Here is a 21,252-nt window from a genome sequence, read left to right on the forward strand (position 1 = left end):
TCGTCTTTTCTTCTGCCAAAACTCAAAAACATAACAAGAGGTTTTGTGATGAAAACAACCACGTCCGGGCTTTGTGAAAAGCCTGCGTTGCAACGCACCCTGAGCAACCGCCATATCCAGTTGATGGCCATGGGCGGTGCAATCGGCACTGGCCTGTTCATGGGCTCCGGCAAGATCATCGCGCTGTCCGGCACCTCGATCATCCTGATCTACATGATTATCGGGCTCTTCGTGTATTTCGTGATGCGCGCCATGGGCGAACTGCTGCTGTCCAACCTCAACTTCAAGAGCTTCGCTGACTTTGCCGGTGCTTACCTGGGGCCGCGCGCGGCGTTTTTCCTCGGCTGGTCGTATTGGTTGAGCTGGAGCGTGGCGGTAGTGGGGGATGCGGTAGTGGTCGGTGGCTTCTTCCAGTACTGGTTTCCCCATGTACCGGCGTGGATGCCGGCGGTGGGCATGCTGCTCACGCTGTTTGCGTTGAATGTGCTGACGGTGAAGTTGTTTGGCGAAGTGGAATTCTGGTTCGCGATCATCAAGATCATCGCCGTAGTGACCTTGATTGGGGTGAGTGTGGTGCTGATCGCCAGCTCGTTTGTCTCGCCGACGGGCGTCACCGCTTCGCTGACGCACTTGCTGGATAAACAGGCCGCGTTTCCCAACGGTTTGTTCGGCTTTTTTGCCGGGTTCCAGATGGCAATTTTCTCCTTTGCCGGCACCGAACTGATCGGCACCGCTGCCGCCGAAACCCGTGCGCCGGAAAAAACCTTGCCCAAGGCGATTAATTCGATCCCGTTGCGCATCATCCTGTTCTACGTGCTGGCTCTGGCATGCATCATTGCGGTGACCTCATGGCAGCAAGTCTCGCCGAGCAAAAGCCCGTTCGTTGAGTTGTTCCTGGTGGCGGGTTTTCCGGCAGCGGCGGGCATCGTCAATTTCGTGGTGCTGACCTCGGCGGCGTCGTCGGCCAATAGCGGCGTGTTTTCCGCCAGCCGTATGTTGTTCGGCCTGGCTGACCTGGGTGATGCGCCGGGGATCTTCGGGCGTTTGTCGAAGAGCAGCGTGCCGTTTATCAGCCTGGCGTTTACGACATTGCTGATGCTGTTGGGGCTGGTGTTGCTGTTTGTGGTGCCCGAGGTGATGACCGCCTTCACCATCGTGTCGACAGTGTCGGCGATCCTGGTGATCTTTACCTGGTCGACGATCCTGGCGTCCTACATCGCCTACCGAAAGAAGCGTCCGGACCTGCATGCCAAGTCCGTCTACAAAATGCCCGGCGGTGTACCGATGGCCTGGTTTTCCCTGGGGTTTCTCGCGTTTGTGCTGGGCCTGCTGGCGTTGCGGCCGGATACACGCTTGGCGCTGTGCGTGATGCCGGCCTGGTTTATCTGGCTGGGGGTTGCTTATCAGTTTTCACGCTTTCAGGGCGCAAGTTTGGTAAAGACATAATCCCGATCTTTCACCAACGCCTGGTGGCACGCAAAGCACGTCTGGTGCTGCGCTTCATCAGTCGGCTTGCCGTTGACGAACCGACCGAACCCCCAGCCGCCTGTGGACGCGTATTTCTTCGAGTCCTTGACCATGAACTGCACCGTGGTCGCCGCGCCGGGGATGGACGCGGTCTTGAACTCCGGTGACTGTTCATGTTTCCACGCCAATTTGGCCAGGACGGTGCCGTCCGGGAAGGGCAGCTTGCCCTCCCGGTAAGCCTTGAGCGCCGCGCTGTTGCCCAGCACCACACGCAACTCGTTCAACGGGTCGGCCTCCTGGGCAGGCGCCACCAGTTCCCACTGACGGTAGCCGTCGGGAATGGTCACGCCGTAGATCGGTGACGGAGCGCTGTCAGCCAAGGCAAAGGCCGAAGTCGCCAGGGCCAATGCAGCCAGGCACAGGCGCCACATCACAAGTGATCCGCATCAATAACCGCCTTGGCAAAGGCTTCGGGCGCTTCCTGAGGCAGGTTGTGGCCCACGCCGCCGTTGATCAGGCGGAACTCATACTTGCCGGTAAAACGTTTGGCGTAGTCCTCGGGCTGCGGGTGCGGGGCGCCGTTGGCGTCGCCTTCGAGGGTGATGGTCGGCACGCCGATCGACGGCGCCTGGGCGAGTTTCTGCTCCAGGGGATCGTACTTCGTCTCACCTTGGACCAACCCCAGGCGCCAACGGTAGTTGAACACGGTGATCGCGACGTGATCCGGGTTCTCCAGGCCCTTGGCACTGCGGTCAAAGGTGGCGTCATCGAACTTCCATTGCGGCGAAGCCAGTTGCCAGATCAGCTTGGCAAAATCATGGGTATTTTTCTGGTAGCCGACCGCACCACGCTCGGTGGCGAAGTAGAACTGATACCACCATTGCAGTTCGGCTTTAGGCGGCAACGGATTCTTGCCTGCCGCCTGGTTGCCGATCAGGTAACCGCTGACCGACACCAGTGCCTTGACCCGTTCCGGCCACAACGCTGAAACGATATCTGCCGAGCGTGCGCCCCAATCGTAGCCGCCGAGCACGGCTTGCTTGATCTTCAGCGCGTCCATGAAGTCGATCACATCACTGGCCAGGGCCGCCGGTTGGCCGTTGCGCAAGGTCGTGTCCGCGAGAAAACGAGTACCGCCATAACCCCGGGCGTAGGGGATCAACACGCGATAACCCTTGGCCGCCAACAGCGGGGCGACCTGGGCGTAGCTGTCGATGTCGTAGGGCCAACCGTGCAGCAGGATCACCGCCGGCCCCGTGGCCGGGCCGACTTCGGCGTAGGCCACGTCCAGCAGGCCGGCCTTGACGTGTTTGAGCGTGCCGAAAGCGGTTTGCGGGCTGGCGACGGCGCGGGTAGGTGCCTCTGGCATTTCGGCGTGGGCCACGCCCAGGACGCCGAATTGCGACAAGGTCAAGGCCAGGAAAAGGGATTGGCGGTTGAAGCGGCGAGTCAACTGAGTATGCATGGCGAGCCTCCTGCGGCTGGATGTGTGCCTGGTGCTCAGTTGAACGCTGCGCTGTATCTGGCCTGTTTCAGGAAACCCGTTGAGTTAAAGGCTGTGTATCGCAGTGGGTTCTGTACACACTGCGATACAAACCCCGCAGACGTTGAATTGAGACGCCCCAAGCCACACATTCAGCCACCGAGTCGGATGCTACGACAGCACGATTTCATAGGGTTCGCGCATTCTCTCCAGCAGCACCTGGGCCAGCATGGGCGGCAGGCCGATTGCCGGGTCGCCGGCCAATTGGCTGGCATAGGCATGGGCCGCATGCAGCTTGCGGGCGACGGTCCAGGTGTCCAGGCGCACCTTGCGTGCGCGTTGCCAGGGGATGATTGCGCCTTCGCGGGCAGGCCAGTGCCAGGCCCAGATAGGTAGCTCATACAGTTGCGCGCCCACCAGGCTGCAGGCATTGGCACTGGCGCGACCTACGCTGTCGTGGTCGTCATTGCCATCGTTGCGCCAGGTGCTGAAGACCACATCACCCGGTTGCAGGTAGCGCGCGATGAATTGGCTTAGTTGCGGCTCGCGGCTGGCGAGGGCATCGTCACAGAAGCCGCCGCGAATCCATTTCAAGCTGTGCAGCGGCATGCCCAGGCGGCGCATGGCCTCGACGCTTTCCTGGGGCCGCACCACGCTCAGGCGGCTGGCCGGCCAGACGTTGGACCCTGGGTGACTGGCGCTGCCATCGGTGATGGAGATGAGTTGCAGTGGGTGTTCCAAGGTGCTGAGCAGTTGCAGCAGGCCGCCACAGGTCAGTACTTCGTCGCCGGGATGGGGTGCGATGATGACCACGCGTGCGCCAGCCGGCACCAATGAGGACGGGGTGATCGGGGGGATTTGCGCCAACTGCGGGGCGCTGTTCCAGATTTGCGCAGGGCCGCTGCGGCCGTCGCTTAAGGAAGCAAGCTTCATGGGGTGTCACATCCTTGTCGATTGATGCGGGGTCGTGGTCCGTTGACGGCACAACTCTTTTTTTCCACCGCAGGCTCCGCCGCAGTGGCTGCATGGCACTCCAACGTTGGAACGCCAGCAAGGCGTCCTCAGCATAGACAAGGATTGGTCGGTTTTACATTCGGTAACGTCGTTTTTTTCAAGTGGCGTGCATCAGGCTCTTCAAGTAATCGCCGAAACCGCCCTGGGCACGGGCGTCCAGGCGCGCACTGGTGATCACCTGCGGGGAATGGCTCCAGGCGATGGAGGCGCCGCACAGCTCCAGGTTACGCACCAATTGCACATCCTCATGGCACGCCAGGGGTTCGAAGCCACCGGCGCGCACATAAGCGCCAGCGCTTACCCCCAGGTTGGCACCGTGGATGTGCCGATGGCCGTCTCGCGCCTCGTAACCCTGGTGATATCGAATCTGCGCAGCGGGGTCGAAACCTTCGCCCCAGGCATCCACGGTGACAGTGCCACACACGGCATCGGTCCCCAATGCCAATTGGGCCACCAGCCAATCAGGGGCCACGCGGCTGTCGGCATCGGTGCAAGAGATCCAGCGGGCGCCCTGGTTGAGCAGATGCCGCGCGCCCACGCCACGTACATGGCCCACGTTGCGTGCCTGGGCTTCCAAATATTGCACCGGGTAAGCCTGGGCAATGGTGGCACTGTCATCGCTGCAACTGTCGAGTACCACCAGGACCGTTACGGCTTCGCCCAGTAAACCCGGATGACTGGCCGCGATCAGTGCCGCTTTCAGGCAATCGTCCAGCAAGGCCTCTTCGTTGTGTACCGGGATCAGAATGCCGATCATCGCAGGCCCTCAAGGGTGGCGACCGAAGTGCCGTCGCGGCTCCACAGGTCGAGAAGAAAGTCGTGTTCGTGATGACTGGCTACACGGGGCATGTCCAAACGCTCGTGGAGCAGGGCATGCACCTGCTCGGCAGTTTGCGGGCAGCCTTCGATGGCGGGGCGCCAATGACAGGCAAGCAGTTGGCCGTCGGCGGTCAGCGAAGCACGGGCGCGATCAACCAACTCGCTCAGGTCGTCGGCGTCGAGGTAGTAACACAACTCGCTGAGCACGATCAGCTCGAACTGGCCTGTGGGCCACTGTTCGGGCAAACGGCTTTGCTGCACCTGGGCATGGGGAAAACCCAGCAAGCGACTGCGTGCCAGGGCGACGGCTGCCGAAGCCGTGTCGCAACACAGCAAGCGATCACAACGGGGCGCAAGCTCGAAGCTCAGTTCGCCATTGGCGCAACCGGGCTCGAACACCGAGGCATAACGTGGCCGTGTGAGTACCGCTAGCGTCAACGCCCGTTTGCGCCGTTCATACCAGCGTTGGCGAAAGGCCCAGGGGTCGTCGTTATTGGCGAATAACTGGTCGAAATACGGCGTGGCCACACTCATACGAATACCACTTCAAAGGGTTGCAGCAGGCGTTCCACCACGTAGGGCGCCAGCACGGGGGCCAGGCCGATCTGCGGGTCACCCTCCAATTGGCTGGCGAAGGCATGGATCGCATGGCGCTTGCGGGCCACCGCTTCACAGGTCAATGGAATCTTGCGGGCGCGGTGCCAGGGCACCTGAGTGTCCTCGGGTGTTGCCCAGTGCCAGGTCCACACCGGCAGTTCATATAGGGTTGCGCCGACCGCAAGGGACGCCTTGGCGCTGGCACGGCCGACGGCTTCGTGGTCGCAATGCCCATCTTCGCGCCAGGTGGTGAACACCACGTCGTTGGGTTTGAGGTAACGCTGAATAAACCTCGCGAGCTCATCTTCCCGCGCCGCTACCTTACTGTCAGTAAACCCCGCACGCAGCCACTTCAAACTGTGCAGCGGCAAGCCGAGGCGATGCAGCGCCTGGGCCGATTCCTGGGGACGCACGACACTCAAACGCTCCACCGGCCAACGCCGCGAGCCGGGATGACTGGCGCTGCCATCGGTCACCGAAATCAGCTGGATCGGACGGCCAAGTGCCGCGAGCCCCTGCATCAAGCCACCACAACCCAACACTTCATCATCCGGATGGGGGGCTATGATCACCGCCCGGTGGCCTTCGGGAACCAATTGCGCAACGCTGATCGGCGGCAGTTCGGCCATCTTCGGCGACGCCTGCCAGCGATGCAGCGGTGTGCCTTGGCCAACGATTGGATTGGGTCTCATAACTGCCACCTCCCTGTGGGTTCGCCGGCGACCAGCTCGCCAAGGCCCGCCAAGTCGCGCTCGGCGTGACTCTGGCGCACATACACCGGTAAGTCCGCCATCAACTGAGCGAAATGCGGATCCTTGCAGTACGGCCCCGCACCTACAGCGCGTCCGACGTGGTGAATCACTTGTTCGACGGTGTCTTCGATGCCGGCCCGAGTCTGTTGTGCCAACTCCCTGGCGTTGGCCTTGGGGTCGCGGTCAACCTGTTCCGCGCTGGCGCGTAATACACAGGCAGCGCTGTTCAGTGCACTATCGACTGCACCGAGGTGGGCGAGGGCATGGGGTTCAGGGCGCTTGCTGCACTGCTCACGCAAGACCTCGGCCAGGCGTTGAGCCGCGCCGTACCAGCAAGCGGCAATGCCAATACCGCCCTGCCAAAAACCGGGGCGGGCGAGGTAATCACCTGGTCTGCCCACCGCGAGCCCCCAAGCCTGGTCAAACACGACTTCCACGCTACCGGTGGCGGCCATGCCCACGGCGTTCCAGCCTTCGTCCGTCACGATGACGCCGGGTTGATCCATAGGCACCGCCACCAACTGCTGGCGGTCTTCTTCGTCCCAGGCCGTCAACAAACCATGGCTGACCACTGCCGCGCCGGAGCACCAGGCTTTACGCCCTTGCACCTTCAGGCGATGGCCATCTTTGAAAACGCGCACCTTGGCGGTGGGGGGCTCGGCTGCCCACATGCCCCAAATGCTGCCCACGGGGGGTAACGGGCTATTGAGTTCGGCAATGATTGCCAACGCGTCGGTGTGGCCCTCGAACAGCTTGCACAAGCGCAGGTCATGGCCTGCCACCTGTGCCAAGCGGCTGAACCGTTCCAATGTCTGACCGCTGCCCGGTAAGGGCAACTGGTCCAGACCTTCCTCCTGAAGCGCCTTCAGGGCCGCGCCCAGGGCTTGCGTGTCCGCATAGCCCCGGTAGCCTTGAAGGAATCCATGCAATGCCATTTCACACCTCGTCTTCACGCTGCAATTCAAACAGTAGCAACGAACGGCCAGTTACTGCGTACTCATGATCAAAATCGAAGCGTTCCTGGCCACGTACCGCCGGGGAATTGGTGTCGAGCATGCAGGTCCAGAACTCGCCTTCGGGCACCGGCGGCAGGCGGAAATTGACCATGTCGTGGTGGGCATTGACCACCAGCAGCAAGGTGGCATCGGCACCGGCACGGCGTATCCCGGTTTCCTGGGCGCGGCCATCCATCAACATGCCCAGGCAGCGGCCGTTGCTGTCTTGCCACTGTTCGGTGGTCATCTCATTGCCATCCGGCGCGAGCCATGTGACGTCCTTCACACCGATGTCTTCGTTGTAGTCGCCGACCAGGAAGCGCCCACGACGAAGAATCGGGTAAGCCAGGCGCAGTTTGATCAGGCGTTTTACAAACTTGAGCAGGGCCTTGCCATCGTCATCCAGGTCCCAATTGACCCAGCCGATTTCGCTGTCCTGGCAATAAGCGTTGTTGTTGCCGTGCTGGGTGCGAGCGAACTCATCACCGGCCACGATCATCGGCGTGCCTTGAGCCAGCAGCAGGGTTGCAAAGAAGTTGCGCATCTGACGCAGGCGCAGTGCGTTGATTTCCGGATCGTCGGTCGGCCCTTCGACGCCGTGGTTCCAGGACAGGTTGTTGTTGCTGCCGTCCTGGTTGTTTTCGTCGTTGGCCTCGTTGTGCTTATCGTTGTACGACACCAGGTCGTGCAGGGTGAAGCCGTCGTGGGCGGTGATGAAGTTCACCGAACTGTAGGGACGGCGGCCACGATGGTTGAACATCTCACCCGAGGCGGTCATGCGCCCGGCAAAGTCCGCCAGTTGGCCGTCGTCGCCTTTCCAGAAAGCACGCACGGTGTCGCGGAAGCGGTCATTCCATTCGACCCAGCCCGGTGGGAAGTTGCCCACCTGATACCCGCCGGGACCGCAGTCCCAGGGTTCGGCGATCAGTTTGAGCTGGCGCAATACCGGGTCCTGACGACAAGCGACCAGGAAGCTGTGACGCTCATCGAAACCATCGCGATAACGGCCAAGAATGGTCGCCAGGTCGAAACGGAAACCGTCGACGTGCATCTCGTTGGCCCAGTAACGCAAGGAGTCGGTGACCATCTGCAACACGCACGGATGGCTCAGGTCCAGGGTGTTGCCGGTGCCGGAATCGTTGATGTAGAAGCGCTTGTCATCCGGCATCAGGCGGTAGTACGAAGCGTTGTCGATACCGCGCATCGACAGGGTCGGGCCGCGCTCGTTGCCCTCGGCGGTGTGGTTGTAGACCACATCGAGGATCACTTCGAGCTTCTGCTCATGCAGGTGCGCGACCATCTCCTTGAACTCGGCGATCTTGCCGCTGGCCAGGTAGCGCGGGTCGGGGGCGAAAAACGCGATGCTGTTGTAGCCCCAATAGTTGGTCATGCCTTTTTGCAGCAAATGCTGGTCGTTGACGAAGGCGTGCACGGGCAGCAGCTCGACCGACGACACACCCAACTGGCGAATGTGCTTGAGCACGTCGTCTTCCATCAGCCCGGCGCAGGTACCGCGCACGGACTCGCCCACGGAAGGGTGGCGCATGCTGATCCCGCGCAGGTGGGTTTCGTAGATGATCGTACGGTCCCACGGCACCCGCACCGGCTGGTCGTTGCCCCAGGTGTGTGCCGGGTCGATGACTTTGCATTTAGGCACGAAGGGAGCGCTGTCGCGTTCATCGAAGCTGAGGTCGTCGTCCGGGTGACCGATGGTGTAGCCGAACAGCGCCTCGGACCATTTCAGTTCGCCCACCAGTTGCTTGGCATAGGGGTCGATCAGCAATTTATTGTGGTTGAAACGGTGGCCGTTGGCGGGGTCATACGCACCGTACACGCGGTAGCCGTAAATCAGCCCTGGGTGGGCGTCGGGCAGGTAGCCGTGGAAGGTTTCGTCGGTGTATTCCGGCAGTTCGATGCGTTCCAGCTCAACCTCGCCGGAATCATCGAACAGGCACAGTTCAACCTTGGTCGCGTTGGCCGAGAACAAGGCAAAGTTGACCCCCAGGCCGTCCCAGGTGGCGCCAAGTGGGAAGGGCAAACCTTCACGAATCCGCGACGGCTCGCTGCCCGGCGTCGAAGGGGTTTTATCGGGTTTGCTCATTGAGTTGCTCCTGCAAAGGTCTTTTTTCGGGCCGAACGCGGCCGTGCTGACGAAATTTCAGCTGAGCGTCTGGAAGGTAAAATCACCTCTTGCCGACAGCGCCGGCGAGAGGTGAGGGGTTAAGGCTTGGGCTTTTTTGGCGCCGTTGGTTTTTTAGCGGCCGGTGGCGCCGGCTTGCCGGCCGCAGGTGCCGCGGGTTTGGCTTTTGCCGGCGGCTTGGGAGCGCTGGCCTTGGGTTTGGCCGCTGCCTTGGGCTTGCTCGGCGTCAGCGCTTCGGCTTCCGCCAGTTTGCGCGCCATCTCCCAGTGGCGTGCATCTTCACCATGGGGTTTGCCCTCGGACTCCCAGATCTGATGCGCCAGTTCGCGTATGCGTTTGTCTTCAGTACTCATCGCAATGCTCCTCACAGAAAATTTCAGCTTTCTTGATCATCAGGATTGATAAAGACATTGACCGGGAAATCCCCCAGGGCAGCGCTAACCAACAGCTCCTTGTCTGGTGTGACTGCGCCTGTATGAAAAAGTCCCTTCCAGTTTTGCGTTGTGGCGGCGAACGGTAATTTCACCCGTGTATCGCCCCAAACCTGCGCATTGATCTGGGGATGCACACCGTTTTCAAGCAGGTGATGGGGCCAGCGTGGCACCAACACCAACAGGTACTTGCCCTGGTGCTCGCGAGAGAATGCGACCACCCGTTCGGCGTGCTCGCCGACCACTTCCAGCGGCGTGTAGGTGCCGCTGCGGAATAATTCAGGCTGGGCCTTGCGCAAGGCCAGCACCTGAGCAATCAACGCCTGTTTGATACGCCCGTCGCGCCAGTTGAACAACAGTTCGCCGATGTCCGGTGGGGTCGCCAGCGCCTGTTGCCGTGCGCTGAAATCCACCGGGCGACGGTTGTCCGGGTCTACCAGGCTGAAGTCCCAGAACTCATCGCCCTGGTACAGGTCCGGCACACCCGGCACGGTCATACGAAGCAAGGATTGCGCCAGGCTATTCAACGCGCCCGCCGGGGCAATCGCCTGAGCGGCATTGCCGATGGCGGTGCGCAGCGCGTGGCCTTCATCGCTGAGCAAAAGCCGTGAAAGGAACGTTTCGACGCCTTGTTCATAGGCCTCGTTGGGCGCGCTCCAGCTGCTCTGCAACTTGGCTTCGCGCAGGGCCTTTTGTTGCCACTGCCACAGGCGCTGCTGGTAGCCATCAAACTCAGTGCCCTGATCCAACGGCCAACTGCCGAGCAAGACTTGATAGAGGATCAATTCGTCGCCGGCCGAGGGGGCGGTGTCGGTTCGCAATGGCGCGGCCAGGGTTCGCCAGTGTTCCACCTGTTCAACAAACCAAGGCGCGCATTCACTCAACACCGCCAGGCGCGCGCGGGTGTCTTCGCCGCGCTTGTGGTCGTGGGTCGCGGTGGCCAACAGGTTGTCGGGGAAGGTCTGCAAGCGCTGCTGGTTGACGGCATGGAAGTCGGCCAATGGCGCGCTGAACTGTTCGGTGCTGAAGCCCACGTCATTGCGCGACAACAATACCGCCGAGCGATAGAACGCGGTGTCTTCCACGGCCTTGGCGGCAGCGGGAGAGGTCAATTGCTGGAAACGCACGCAGGCATGCTTGAGGATCTTGCGCTCACGGCCCACCGGGCGATTACGCCACGGCTGGCCGCCCAGCCATTTTTCCAGGTGATCGAGTACCGGCCAGTCGCCTTCGCCCAAGGTGGTGCGTGCGCCGTCCATGGCGTGTTGGAACACTTGGTCGTCAGCGTCGCTGCGGCCACGTGCGCTGATGTAGGTGCGGTACACCGGGAAATGCACGATCAGTTCCTGCAACGCGCGGCGGATGGCACCTAGCGTCAGGTCGCGGGTCATCACGTCGTCGCGGGCCACTTGCAGTAGGGCCTGGGCCACACTTTCGAAGTCGCCGCCGAGGGAACCGTTGAGGATTTGCTGACGTGCCAGCCGCGCTTCGTCGATGAACGCAGAGGGCCGTTCGCTGTGACGGGTCCACAGTTCGGCCAAAGGTTCAAAACCGTCCGGGTGATGTTGCAGCAGCGACAGCTGGTTCATGAATTCGTAGCCGGTGGTGCCATCCACTTGCCAGTCTTCCCGCAAGATTTCGCCTTCACCGAGGATTTTTTCCACGAAGATCGGCAAATGCCGCTGCGGTGACAGCGAATCCACCCGGCGCCGCAGCTTGCGGCAGTACCCGCGCGGGTCGGCCAGGCCGTCGATATGGTCGATACGCAGGCCATCCACCAAACCTTCGCTGATCAGTTCGAAGATCTTGCCGTGGGTGGCTTCAAATACGGCGGTGCGTTCCACGCGCAAGCCGCCCAGTTCATTGACATCGAAGAAGCGCCGCCAGTTGATATCGTCCGCTGCGGTGCGCCAGCTGGCGAGGCGATAGGCCTGTTGTTCGAGCAGTTGATGCAGGCGGTCGAAGTCGAAGCTCGCCAGTTGTGCGTCGATGGCCTGGCGCACTTCGTCCTCAGTGGCCCGTTCGGCCAGGGCTTGTTTGAGCCAGGCGGCTTCGTGGTAAGCATCGTCCTGATAGGCAAGGGCGCTGAAGCGGTCGGACAACGGCTTGAGTAACTCATCGCTGCCCAGGATCGCCGCGTAGTCCCGTGGGCAGATCGGAAAGCGATGCTCGTAATGCTCGACGTAGAACGCGCCATGGTTGGCATCGAACTGCAAGGTCACGGTGCCGGTCTGCAAGGCTTCGCCGTAGTCGCTGCCGAGGAACGGCATCAGCAATTGGCCTTTGAGCAGCGGATCGGGCGAGTGCCACTGGATATCGAAGAACTCGCTGTAGGGGCTCATGCGCCCCCATTCCAGCAGGTCCAGCCACCAGGGGTTATCCGCACCGCCCACGGCCATATGGTTGGAGACGATATCGAGGATCAGGCCCATCCCGTGTCCACGCAACGCGGCGACCAGGCGGCGCAAGGCGGCTTCGCCACCCAGTTCAGGGTTGACGCGGGTGGGGTCGACCACGTCATAGCCGTGCATGGAACCGGCGCGGGCGCTGAGCAGCGGTGAAGCGTACAGGTGGCTGATGCCGAGGCGGGCGAAGTAGGGCACCAGCGGCACCGCGTCGTCCAGGGTAAAACCTTTATGAAATTGCAGGCGCTGGGTAGCGCGCAGGGGCAGTGCATTCATCGGTCACGCTCATGGGCTTGGTTGCGCGCGACGGCCAACAGTTCGAGGCGGCGGGCGGCACCGGCATTGTCGAGCAGGCTGGAGGCCTCACCCACAAAGCGGCGGCGCCAATTGGGGTGGGTGTCGGTGGTGCCGGGCAGATTGGCCTGCTCCTCCACGCCGAGCGCATCCTCCAACGGCAACAGCACCAACGGCGCGCGGGTGTGGCCGAGGTAGCGCACGCTGGCGTCGATCATGTGGTCGGTCTCGTTACGGATCTCGTCGACGAAGTTCTGCGGGTCCTGGCTCAAGGCCTGACGCAGTGCCTGGCGTTCGCGCAGGCGGTGTTCGCTCCATTGCTCCACAGTGGGCGCATCGATCAGGCCGAGCTGGATGTTCCAGTCGATATCGCGGCTGTGCCACCAGCCGTTGAGCGTCGGCAAGTCGTGGGTGCTGGTGGTGGCCAGGGCGTTGTCCGGCCAGTCGAGGATCGGCTTGAACTGGCCCTCGTGGTTTTGCTCGAACAGCAACACGCGCATGCCGAGGATCGAGCGGGCGATGAGCTTTTCGCGCAGGCCGTCCGGCACCGTGCCCAGGTCTTCACCGAGCACGATGGCTTGGTGGCGATGGGATTCCAGGGCCAGCAGGCGCAACAGATCGTCCACTGGGTAATACAAGTAGGCGCCTTCACGCGGCGAGGCGTCCATGGGAATCACCCACAGGCGTTGCAGGCCCATCACATGGTCGATACGCAGGCCACCGGCATGGGCGAAGTTGGCGCGCAGCATCTCGATAAAGGCGCGGAAGCCGTTGCGCTTGAGGCCTTCAGGCGAGAACGCGGAGATGCCCCAGCCTTGCCCGGCGCGATTGAGAATGTCGGGTGGCGCGCCCACGGTCAGGTCCGCGAGCAGTTCATCCTGACGGCTCCAGGCTTGGCTGCCACCGCCGTCGGCGCCCACGGCCAGGTCGGCGATCAAGCCGACGCCCATGCCACTGCCGCGCGCGGCTTGTTGCGCGCGTTCCAGGCAGCGAGCGATCAGCCATTGGCTGAAGGCGAAGTAGCCGATCTCATCCTGGTTTTCTACAGCAAAGGCTGCGAGTGCCGGACTCTGCGGGTTGCGCCAGTCTTCGGGCCAGTGGCGCCAGTCGAGCTCTTCACCCTTTGCGGCGCGCGCGGCTTGCACGGCTTCGAAGCGGCAGTGGTTCTCCAGCGCTTCGCCACCGGCTTGGCGGAAACTCAGGAAGTCGGCGTGTTGTGGATGCTGGCCGTGGCGGAAGTCCTCGTACAAGGCGCGCAACAGTCGCTGCTTGGCTTTGGCGGCTGTGGGCCAGTCGATCAGGCTGTGTTGTTCCAGATCGTGCAGTTCATCCGTCAGGCCGAGGGCTTCAAGGGCGTTGCGCACTTCGCGCTCACCCAGGATGCAACCCGGCGAAGCATACAAACTGTTGAGGAACAAACGACTCGACGGCGAATACGGGCTGTAGCGCTCGGTGTCGGCGCTGAACATGGCGTGCATCGGGCTGATTGCCAGGGCGTCGGCACCGCGTTCCGCGGCCGAACGAGCCAAGTGTTCCAGGGCCAGGGTGTCGCCAAAACCGCCATCGCCCAAGCGGCGCAGGCTATACAGTTGCGCGCTGAGGCCCCAGGCGCGGGCAGGGCGACTGTCGACAGCTTCGGCGACGCTGTAGCAATGGGTGGGGGCGACGGCCAGGGTGAAGGTCTGCTCGGCGATATGCACTTGGTGGTAACCGAGGGCGATGACGCCGGGCAACACGGCGTCGCCATCGAGGCGCAGCTCCAGAGTTTCACCGTCTTCGAGGCTGACCCGGCACAGGGTGTCCGGTTCAAAGTAACGGGCCAGGTCCAGGCCTTCGCCGCTGTCGATGGTCATCAACGGTGGCAGGTGTTTGTCTTGTTGCGCCTGTTCCAGTTCAAGCAGGCTGGCGTCGATCTCGGCATCGCTGTCGGCCGGGTGGCCCAGGCCTTTGAGAACGGCGCGCAGGGCGTCGGGTTTCACACGTTGCGGGCGGCCGTTTGCGTCGATCCAATCGACGGCCAGGCCCGCTCGGCTGGCGAGGATTTCCAGGTTCGCTTCGCTCAAGGGTGCTCTCCAACAGGGGATAGGGTTACGCGTGTGCTGTACGCCGGCAGCTGGGCGCCGAGGTTGGCAGGCGTTTCGAAAAGGACAGCGCCCGCCGCCGGGTGATCCAGCGGCGCGGCACTCAGGTTGAGGTCGATCTGCAACAGGCTGCCGTTACCCAGGCGCCAGCGGGCGCTCACGGCACCTTCAGCCAGCACCTGCGCGCCCAACGCGAGGCTGCCGGGCAAGTGCGGCACGATATGCTGGTGGCGCAGGTTCAGCAGTTGCCGGTAAAGCTGGGCATGCGGATGGTCTGCAAAGGCCGGGGACGATTGCTGGAAGGTTGCCAGGGCATTGGGATCAGGAATGCGTTCACGTCGTTCAGGGTCGTGGAACGCAGCAAAGTCGGCGAACTCGTTACGCCGACCTTCGCGCACGGCTTCAGCCAGTTCGCCATGGTGGTCGGTAAAAAACAGGAAGGGCTCGCTGGCGTTGACTTCGTCGCCCATGAACAGCAGCGGGATCATCGGCGAAAGTAGCAGCAGGGTCGTCGCCGCGTTCAACGCTTGCGGCGAGCACAGTTGATGCAGGCGCTCGCCCAGGGCGCGGTTGCCGATCTGGTCATGGTTCTGCAAAAACGCCACAAACGCGCTTGGCGGCAGGTGCCCACTGGGTTCGCCGCGTTCATGACCATGTCGGGTGGTGTGCCCCTGGTAGATGAAGCCTTCGCCCAGGCAGCGCGCCAGTTTGGCGGTAGGCTCCTCGGCAAAATCGCTGTAGTAGGCGTCGGCTTCGCCGGTCAGCAGTACGTGCAGGACGTTATGAAAGTCATCATTCCATTGCGCGTCAAAATCGGTTTGCAGGAGGCTGGCCTGATTGAGCTCGTTTTCCAGCATCAGCCAGACGTGTCGGCCGGTGTCGACTTGCTCGCGAACGCGGTGAGCCAGTAGTTTCAGAAAATCCGGGTTGTCGATGGCGTGTACCGCGTCCAGGCGCAGGCCGTCGAAACGGTATTCGAGCAGCCACATCAAGGCGTTATCCAGGAAGAAGTCCCGCACTTCACGCCGGTCGAAGTCGATACCGGCGCCCCAAGGCGTGTGCACATCTTCCTGGAAGAAGCCTTTGGCGTACTGGCCGAGGTAGTTGCCGTCGGGGCCGAAGTGGTTGTAGACCACGTCGAGGATCACCGCCAGGCCGTGTTCGTGGGCGCTGTCGATCAGGTGCTTGAGTTGGTCGGGAGTGCCGTAGGAGGCTTGGGGCGCATAGGGCAAGACGCCGTCATAACCCCAATTGCGTTCACCGGGGAATTGCGCCAGTGGCATCAACTCAATGGCGGTTACGCCTAGCTCGGCCAGGCGTGGTAGGTGTTTCTCGACGCCGGCGTAACCGCCCATTGCGCCGACGTGCAGCTCATAGATGACGGCTTCGTGCCAGGGACGGCCTTGCCACTGGCTGTGGCGCCATGGATAGACGAGGGGATCGACCACCAGGCTCCAGCCATGTACATCCGAGGCTTGAGCCCTGGAGGCGGGGTCGGGTACATCCATTTCCCCATCGATATTGAAGCGGTAGCGCGTGCCCGCCGGGCACGCTATTTCGGTTTCAAACCAGCCCTCTGCCTGGGGCAGCATGGCGACGGATTTACCGCTTTCCAGTTCAACGCTGACATAAAACGCGTCTGGCGCCCACAAGGCAAAACGCGTGTGTCGCGCGTCCAGCATGATTGCGCCGTGGGGCCAGGTTTCCAGAGTCCGTAACGGCATCTATAGAGACCTCCCGTTGATTATTTAGCGGATTTCCCCAGTGCTTTAGCGACAAGCTGCTCGTACAGTTCGGCGTAGGGTTCCACCGCCTGGCTCCAGTTGAACGGTTGTGTCATCGCCCGGCAGCGCATGGCATTGAGCAGGCCCGGATAGGCGAACACCTTGAACGCGCGGCTCAAGGCTTCTTTGTAGCTGTCGACCGTGGATTCATTGAACAGAAAGCCGGTCACGCCATTTTCGATGGTGTCGGCCAAGCCGCCGGTATTGCGTGCGACGGGCAGTGAACCGAAGCGCTGGGCGTACATCTGGCTCAGGCCGCACGGCTCGTAGCGCGACGGCATCAGCAAGAAGTCACTGCCGGCGAACATGCGCCGCGCATCGGTCTCGTTGAAGCCGATGCGCACACCGATCTGGCCTGGGAAGCGCAGGGCCAGTTCACGCATGGCGTTTTCTTCTTCCGGCTCGCCGCGACCGATGATCGCGATCTGCCCACCTTGCTCGACAATAAAGCTGGCCACGGCTTCAGTCAGGTCCAGGCCTTTTTGGAACACCAGGCGCGAGACCACGGCGAACAGCGGGCCGGTGGATTCACTCAGGCCAAACAGCTCGCGCACTTGGCTGGCGTTGACCGCTTTGCCTTCCCAGTCGCCGATATTGAAGTTGTGAGTCAGGTGCGGGTCGGTGGAGGTTTCCCAGCTGTCTTCGATGCCGTTGGGAATGCCGCTGAGCAAGCCCTGCTGGGTCTTGCTCGCAAGAAAGCCATCCAGGCCGCAGCCGAATTCAGGGGTGGTGATTTCCCGGGCGTAGGTGGCGCTCACGGTGGTGATGTGGCTGGAATACGCCATGCCGGCCTTGAGGTACGACATCTTGCCGTAGAACTCCATGCCTTCCTGCTGCAGGGCGTGGGGCGGAATTCCTAGCTCCGGCGTGGAAGCCAGGCTGATCACACCTTGATAGGCCAGGTTATGGATGGTGAACAGCGTCGGCGTGCGTGACCCACGCCAGTGCATGTATGCCGGCGCCAGGCCAGCGGGCCAGTCGTGGGCATGCACCAGGTCCGGGCACCAGTGGATTTGCGCAAGGTTGGCAGCCATGTCGGCAGCGGCCAGGCCCAGGCGGGCGAAACGAATGTGGTTGTCCGGCCAGTCGCGGCCGTTATTGGCGCCGTAGGGCGTGCCTTCGCGCTCATAGAGTTCGGGGCAGATCAGGACATAGATGACCAGGCCGTCCTTGAGGTCCATGCGCCCGATCTTGCACGGCGGCAGCGCGGCGTGGCCACCCAGCTCACCGATGATATGGATCGGGTTGTCGCTTTCCATTACCTGCGGGTAACCGGGGATCAGCACCCGCACATCGTGCAGGTGGGCCATGGCGCGGGGCAGGGCCGCGGACACGTCGCCCAGGCCGCCGGTTTTCACCAGATCGGCGAACTCAGAGGTCACGAACAGGACTTTCTTGCGATTAGGATTCTGACTCACGATCGGCCGCACAGTGGTGGGCAGGTCGACCAACGAAGGTCCCCCTGCTGGCTGACTGACACGCTCTCCCTGAATATCTACAGCGGCACTGATCATAGTTCTCTCCCACATGTTGGTAGGCTAGTGGCCCGCTGCCACTAGCTCCGATGACCGCATCCTGCGGCCAGGCGCACAAGCACTGTACAAACTGGCAAGGCGTATGCCAGTTGCACGGTTAGCCAAAAAAGATTGGATGGACGGGCATTTCGCGTGAGCCACGCGTGCTCGCCTTACCTTAAAACTGGACCTACGGCAGAGTTGGAAAGTTTCGATTTTTTGCGGGGTTTTTGTTTTCGAACGGACCCATCGGTCATGAGTCTAGGACAGATCCTAGAGCCTGTAGGGTTTCTAGGAAAATTTTGTAGGACAAAATACTTGTAACGATATGCTGCTTTGAAGAAAGCCTTGGAAGGGTGCTTTTCTGTGGCGAGGGAGCTTGCTCCCGCCGGGCTGCGCTGCAGCCCCAGATTAGGGCCGCTGCGCGCCCCAGCCGGAGCAAGCTCCCTCACCACAAGAGTGCGAATGCCCCGAAAGGGTGCGTCAGCCCAGCACGCGAATGGGCGCACCGTTCGCCCAGGCTTGAATGTCTTCGATCATCTGCGCGTAGAACTGCCGGTAATTCTGTTCGCTCACATACCCTACATGCGGCGTCGCCAGCACGTTCGGCAGGCGGCGGAACGGGTGATCCACCGGCAGCGGTTCCTCGGCATACACATCGAGCGCCGCTCCCGCCAGGCGGCCGTTTTCCAATGCCTGCACCAGCGCCGACTCATCCACAATCGGCCCGCGTGCGGTGTTGACCAAGCGCGCGCTGGGTTTCATCCACCCGAGCGCCTCGGCGTCCACCAGCCCACGGCTGCGGTCGCTGAGCACCAAGTGAACGGTGAGAATATCCGCCTGTTCAAACAACGCTTGCTTGCTGACCCAGGTTACGCCCGATTCCGCCGCGCGCTGCGGCGTGAGGTTTTCACTCCAGGCAATCACGCGCATGCCGAAGACCTGGGCAAACTGCGCCACTTTCTGTCCGATGCTGCCCAGGCCGAGAATGCCCAGGGTCTTGCCATGCAGGTCGCCGCCCAGGCCAACCTGCCAGTGGCCGGCGCGCAAGGAATTGGCCTCGGCCAGCAGATTGCGGGTGGAAGCCATTATCAGCGCCCAAGTCAATTCCGGCGCGGCGTGTTTATAGCTGTCGGTGCCACAGACGGTGATGCCCAGCGCCTTGGCAGCAGAAATGTCGATGGCCGCGTTGCGCATGCCACCTGTCACCAGCAATTTGAGCTTGGGCAAACCTTGCAGAAGCGCCTTGTCGAAGGTGGAGCGTTCGCGCATCACGCAAATCACCTCGAAGCCCTTCAAGCGCTCGATCATCGTGGCGGTCTCGGATGGGTAATCGTGCAGGAAATGCACCTGGCCCACGGCCTCAAGCACCGACCAATCCACCACGCCACTGGCCACATTCTGCCAATCATCAATGACTGCAATCTGTACCGACATTCACGAGTGCCTCGAAAAAGGTTGAATTAAAGGGCGTTCAAACCCTGCAACAGCGCTTTATGAAACTGGGCCGGTTCCTCCATCTGCGGTGCATGCCCCAAGCCCGGGAACTCCACCAGGGTGGCATGGGGAATCAACTGGGCCACTTGCTTGCCCAGCACGGCATAGTTGCCGAGCTTGGCCTTGACTGCTGGCGGCGCAACGTCCTTGCCGATGGCGGTGTTATCGGATGTGCCGATCAGCAGCAGCGTGGGCATTTGCAGGTTCTTGAACTCGTAGTACACCGGCTGGGTGAAGATCATGTCGTAAATCAACGCCGAGTTCCATGCGACCAGTGTATGCCCTGGGCCGTTGCTCAGGCCGGCGTACATGTCCACCCAACGCTCGTACTCGGGCTTCCAGCGTCCGACGTAGTAGGTGTTGAGTTGATAGTTTCGAATCCCGTCGGCGCTGACGTTCAGCTCACGCGCGTACCATTGGTCGACGGTCAGCGAGGGCACGCCCAGCGCCTTCCAGTCCTCCAGGCCAATCGGGTTGACCATCGCCAACTGTTCGGTCTGCTCGGGGTACATCAGCGCATACCGGGTGGCGAGCATGCCACCGGTGGAATGGCCAATAACGGTGGCCTTTTGAATGCCGAGTGTTTCCAGCAGTTGATGGGTGTTGGTCGCCAACTGCTGGAAACTGTATTGATAATGATCGGGCTTGCTGGAGCTACAGAAACCAATCTGGTCCGGCGCAATGACCCGGTAACCGGCGTCGCTCAGGGCCTTGATCGAGCCTTCCCAAGTGGCGCCGCAGAAGTTCTTACCGTGCATCAGCACCACGCTGCGGCCGTTGGCCTGCCCTTTGGCGGGCACGTCCATATAGCCCATTTGCAGGGACTTGCCCTGGGATTGAAAGTCAAAATGCTTGAGTGGGTAGGGGTATTCAAAGCCTTGCAGCTCGGGGCCATAGGTGGCGGCGAAGGCGGGTGCGGTGCTGGCGGCGAGCAGGCCGGTGATGCAAAAAGCGCGGATCAGAGGCATTGGCAAGGCTCCGAGAAGGGTGCTCGGATGCTGTTGCGGGGCGATTAACTGGGGATTAACACCCAGTGCAAGGTCACGGCAGCGAGCACGGCATAACGCAGGCTTTTGGCCAGGGTCACCAGCAGCAGAAATCGCCACAACGGCTCGCGCATCACCCCGGCGACCAAGGTCAGCGGGTCACCAATGATCGGTACCCAACTGAGCAACAACGTCCAATGGCCCCAGCGCTCGTAATGGTAACGAGCCATGTCCAACTGCTTGTCGCTGACGGGAAACCAGCGTCGCCCCTTGAAGTGCTCGACCCAACGCCCCAGCCACCAGTTCACCACCGAGCCCAGCACATTGCCCAGCGTGGCAACGCCCAGCAGCAGCCAAAGGCTGTAATGCCCACTGAGCAACAGGCCCACCAGCACGGCTTCCGATTGCAGTGGCAGCAGCGTCGCGGCGCCAAAGGCCGCGAAGAATAAACCTAGGTAGCCGGCGATCATTGCGCCGGGTATTCGGCCACCACCACGTCTTTGCCTGCACGGGTCAGGCCGATGACTTGATAGGCCTCGCTGCGGCCTTCGACTTCCATGCCCGGTGAACCCATGGGCATGCCCGGCGCGGCGAGGCCCAGCAGGTCATCGCGTTTACGCAAGGCCAGCACTTGTTCGGCGGGCACGTGGCCTTCGACGAACTTGCCGTCGATCACGGCGGTGTGACACGAACCCAGGCGCGGCGCCACGCCCAGGCGTTGTTTGACGGCGCTCATGTCGGCCTCGACATGGTCATTGACCTTGAAACCATTGCTTTCCAGATGGCTGATCCATTTTTTGCAGCAACCACAGTTGGCGTCGCGGTGCACGTCGATGGGGATCAGGTCGGCGGCCTGGGCCAAGGTGGTGGTGAACAGGGCTGACAGCAGGGCCAGGCGCAATGTGGTTTTCATAGGAACTCGCGTGCAGGAGAAGGCCGTTGGGATGGCGGCGATCATGACGCCGTCATCGCAAGCAAGCCAGCTCCTACCGG

18 protein-coding genes are annotated in these 21,252 nt (G+C 61.8%); 1 reads left to right on the forward strand and 17 read right to left on the reverse strand.

Going from position 1 to position 21,252, the window contains the following annotated elements:
- Positions 1-48 precede the first annotated feature (48 nt).
- On the forward strand, positions 49-1,446 hold the full coding sequence (locus HX868_RS17000; protein WP_177003667.1) for an amino acid permease: 1,398 nt from the start codon (positions 49-51) through the stop codon (positions 1,444-1,446).
- On the opposite strand, the gene HX868_RS17005 is transcribed toward HX868_RS17000, so the two are convergent.
- From HX868_RS17005 to HX868_RS17085, 17 genes are all read right to left on the reverse strand, one after another.
- Positions 1,419-1,898, reverse strand: coding sequence for a cytochrome P460 family protein (locus tag HX868_RS17005; protein WP_177003668.1), 480 nt, complete (start codon positions 1,896-1,898; stop codon positions 1,419-1,421). The two genes, HX868_RS17000 and HX868_RS17005, sit on opposite strands and share 28 nt — an antisense overlap.
- Positions 1,898-2,932, reverse strand: a complete 1,035-nt coding sequence (locus tag HX868_RS17010) for an alpha/beta fold hydrolase (RefSeq protein WP_177003669.1) — start codon at positions 2,930-2,932, stop codon at positions 1,898-1,900. The genes HX868_RS17005 and HX868_RS17010 overlap by 1 nt, the downstream gene beginning before the upstream one ends.
- Before the next feature lie 189 nt (positions 2,933-3,121).
- Positions 3,122-3,883, reverse strand: a complete 762-nt coding sequence (locus HX868_RS17015; RefSeq protein ID WP_177003670.1) for a PIG-L deacetylase family protein — start codon at positions 3,881-3,883, stop codon at positions 3,122-3,124.
- Between the two features lie 178 nt (positions 3,884-4,061).
- A complete protein-coding gene (locus HX868_RS17020; RefSeq protein ID WP_095016411.1) occupies positions 4,062-4,721 on the reverse strand; it encodes a glycosyltransferase family 2 protein in 660 nt (219 codons plus the stop codon).
- The gene (locus tag HX868_RS17025; protein ID WP_177003671.1) at positions 4,718-5,317 is read right to left on the reverse strand and encodes an SAM-dependent methyltransferase; all 600 of its coding nucleotides are present in this window, start codon (positions 5,315-5,317) and stop codon (positions 4,718-4,720) included. The genes HX868_RS17020 and HX868_RS17025 overlap by 4 nt, the downstream gene beginning before the upstream one ends.
- Positions 5,314-6,072 (reverse strand): PIG-L deacetylase family protein, encoded by a 759-nt coding sequence (locus tag HX868_RS17030; RefSeq protein WP_177003672.1) that lies wholly within the window; start codon positions 6,070-6,072, stop codon positions 5,314-5,316. Before HX868_RS17030 ends, HX868_RS17025 begins: the two co-directional genes overlap by 4 nt.
- Entirely contained in the window at positions 6,069-7,067 is a 999-nt protein-coding gene (locus HX868_RS17035; RefSeq protein ID WP_177003673.1) for an acyl-CoA dehydrogenase family protein, read from the reverse strand. The genes HX868_RS17030 and HX868_RS17035 overlap by 4 nt, the downstream gene beginning before the upstream one ends.
- A 1-nt stretch (position 7,068) precedes the next feature.
- Positions 7,069-9,228 carry a glycogen debranching protein GlgX gene (glgX, locus tag HX868_RS17040; protein WP_177003674.1) on the reverse strand — a complete coding sequence of 720 codons (2,160 nt, stop codon included), beginning with the start codon at positions 9,226-9,228 and terminating at the stop codon, positions 7,069-7,071.
- A 119-nt stretch (positions 9,229-9,347) separates the two neighbouring features.
- Positions 9,348-9,620, reverse strand: a complete 273-nt coding sequence (locus HX868_RS17045) for a DUF2934 domain-containing protein (protein ID WP_177003675.1) — start codon at positions 9,618-9,620, stop codon at positions 9,348-9,350.
- 23 nt (positions 9,621-9,643) lie between these two features.
- Positions 9,644-12,379, reverse strand: coding sequence for a malto-oligosyltrehalose synthase (locus HX868_RS17050; RefSeq protein WP_177003676.1), 2,736 nt, complete (start codon positions 12,377-12,379; stop codon positions 9,644-9,646).
- Positions 12,376-14,460 (reverse strand): 4-alpha-glucanotransferase, encoded by a 2,085-nt coding sequence (gene malQ / locus HX868_RS17055; protein WP_177003677.1) that lies wholly within the window; start codon positions 14,458-14,460, stop codon positions 12,376-12,378. Before malQ ends, HX868_RS17050 begins: the two co-directional genes overlap by 4 nt.
- Complete coding sequence (gene treZ / locus HX868_RS17060; RefSeq protein ID WP_177003678.1) at positions 14,457-16,202, reverse strand: malto-oligosyltrehalose trehalohydrolase; 1,746 nt, start codon at positions 16,200-16,202, stop codon at positions 14,457-14,459. The genes malQ and treZ overlap by 4 nt, the downstream gene beginning before the upstream one ends.
- A 20-nt stretch (positions 16,203-16,222) precedes the next feature.
- Positions 16,223-17,776 (reverse strand): glycogen synthase GlgA, encoded by a 1,554-nt coding sequence (glgA, locus tag HX868_RS17065; protein WP_177003679.1) that lies wholly within the window; start codon positions 17,774-17,776, stop codon positions 16,223-16,225.
- Between the two features lie 483 nt (positions 17,777-18,259).
- Positions 18,260-19,213, reverse strand: a complete 954-nt coding sequence (locus HX868_RS17070; protein WP_177003680.1) for a D-2-hydroxyacid dehydrogenase family protein — start codon at positions 19,211-19,213, stop codon at positions 18,260-18,262.
- A gap of 26 nt (positions 19,214-19,239) precedes the next feature.
- On the reverse strand, positions 19,240-20,241 hold the full coding sequence (locus HX868_RS17075; RefSeq protein ID WP_177003681.1) for an alpha/beta fold hydrolase: 1,002 nt from the start codon (positions 20,239-20,241) through the stop codon (positions 19,240-19,242).
- 44 nt (positions 20,242-20,285) lie between these two features.
- Positions 20,286-20,729, reverse strand: a complete 444-nt coding sequence (locus tag HX868_RS17080; RefSeq protein WP_177003682.1) for a YqaA family protein — start codon at positions 20,727-20,729, stop codon at positions 20,286-20,288.
- Positions 20,726-21,172, reverse strand: coding sequence for a DUF411 domain-containing protein (locus HX868_RS17085; RefSeq protein ID WP_061437093.1), 447 nt, complete (start codon positions 21,170-21,172; stop codon positions 20,726-20,728). Before HX868_RS17085 ends, HX868_RS17080 begins: the two co-directional genes overlap by 4 nt.
- Positions 21,173-21,252 lie beyond the last annotated feature (80 nt).

The sequence above is a fragment of the Pseudomonas reactans genome (assembly GCF_013385825.1).
Taxonomy (GTDB): domain Bacteria; phylum Pseudomonadota; class Gammaproteobacteria; order Pseudomonadales; family Pseudomonadaceae; genus Aquipseudomonas; species Aquipseudomonas reactans.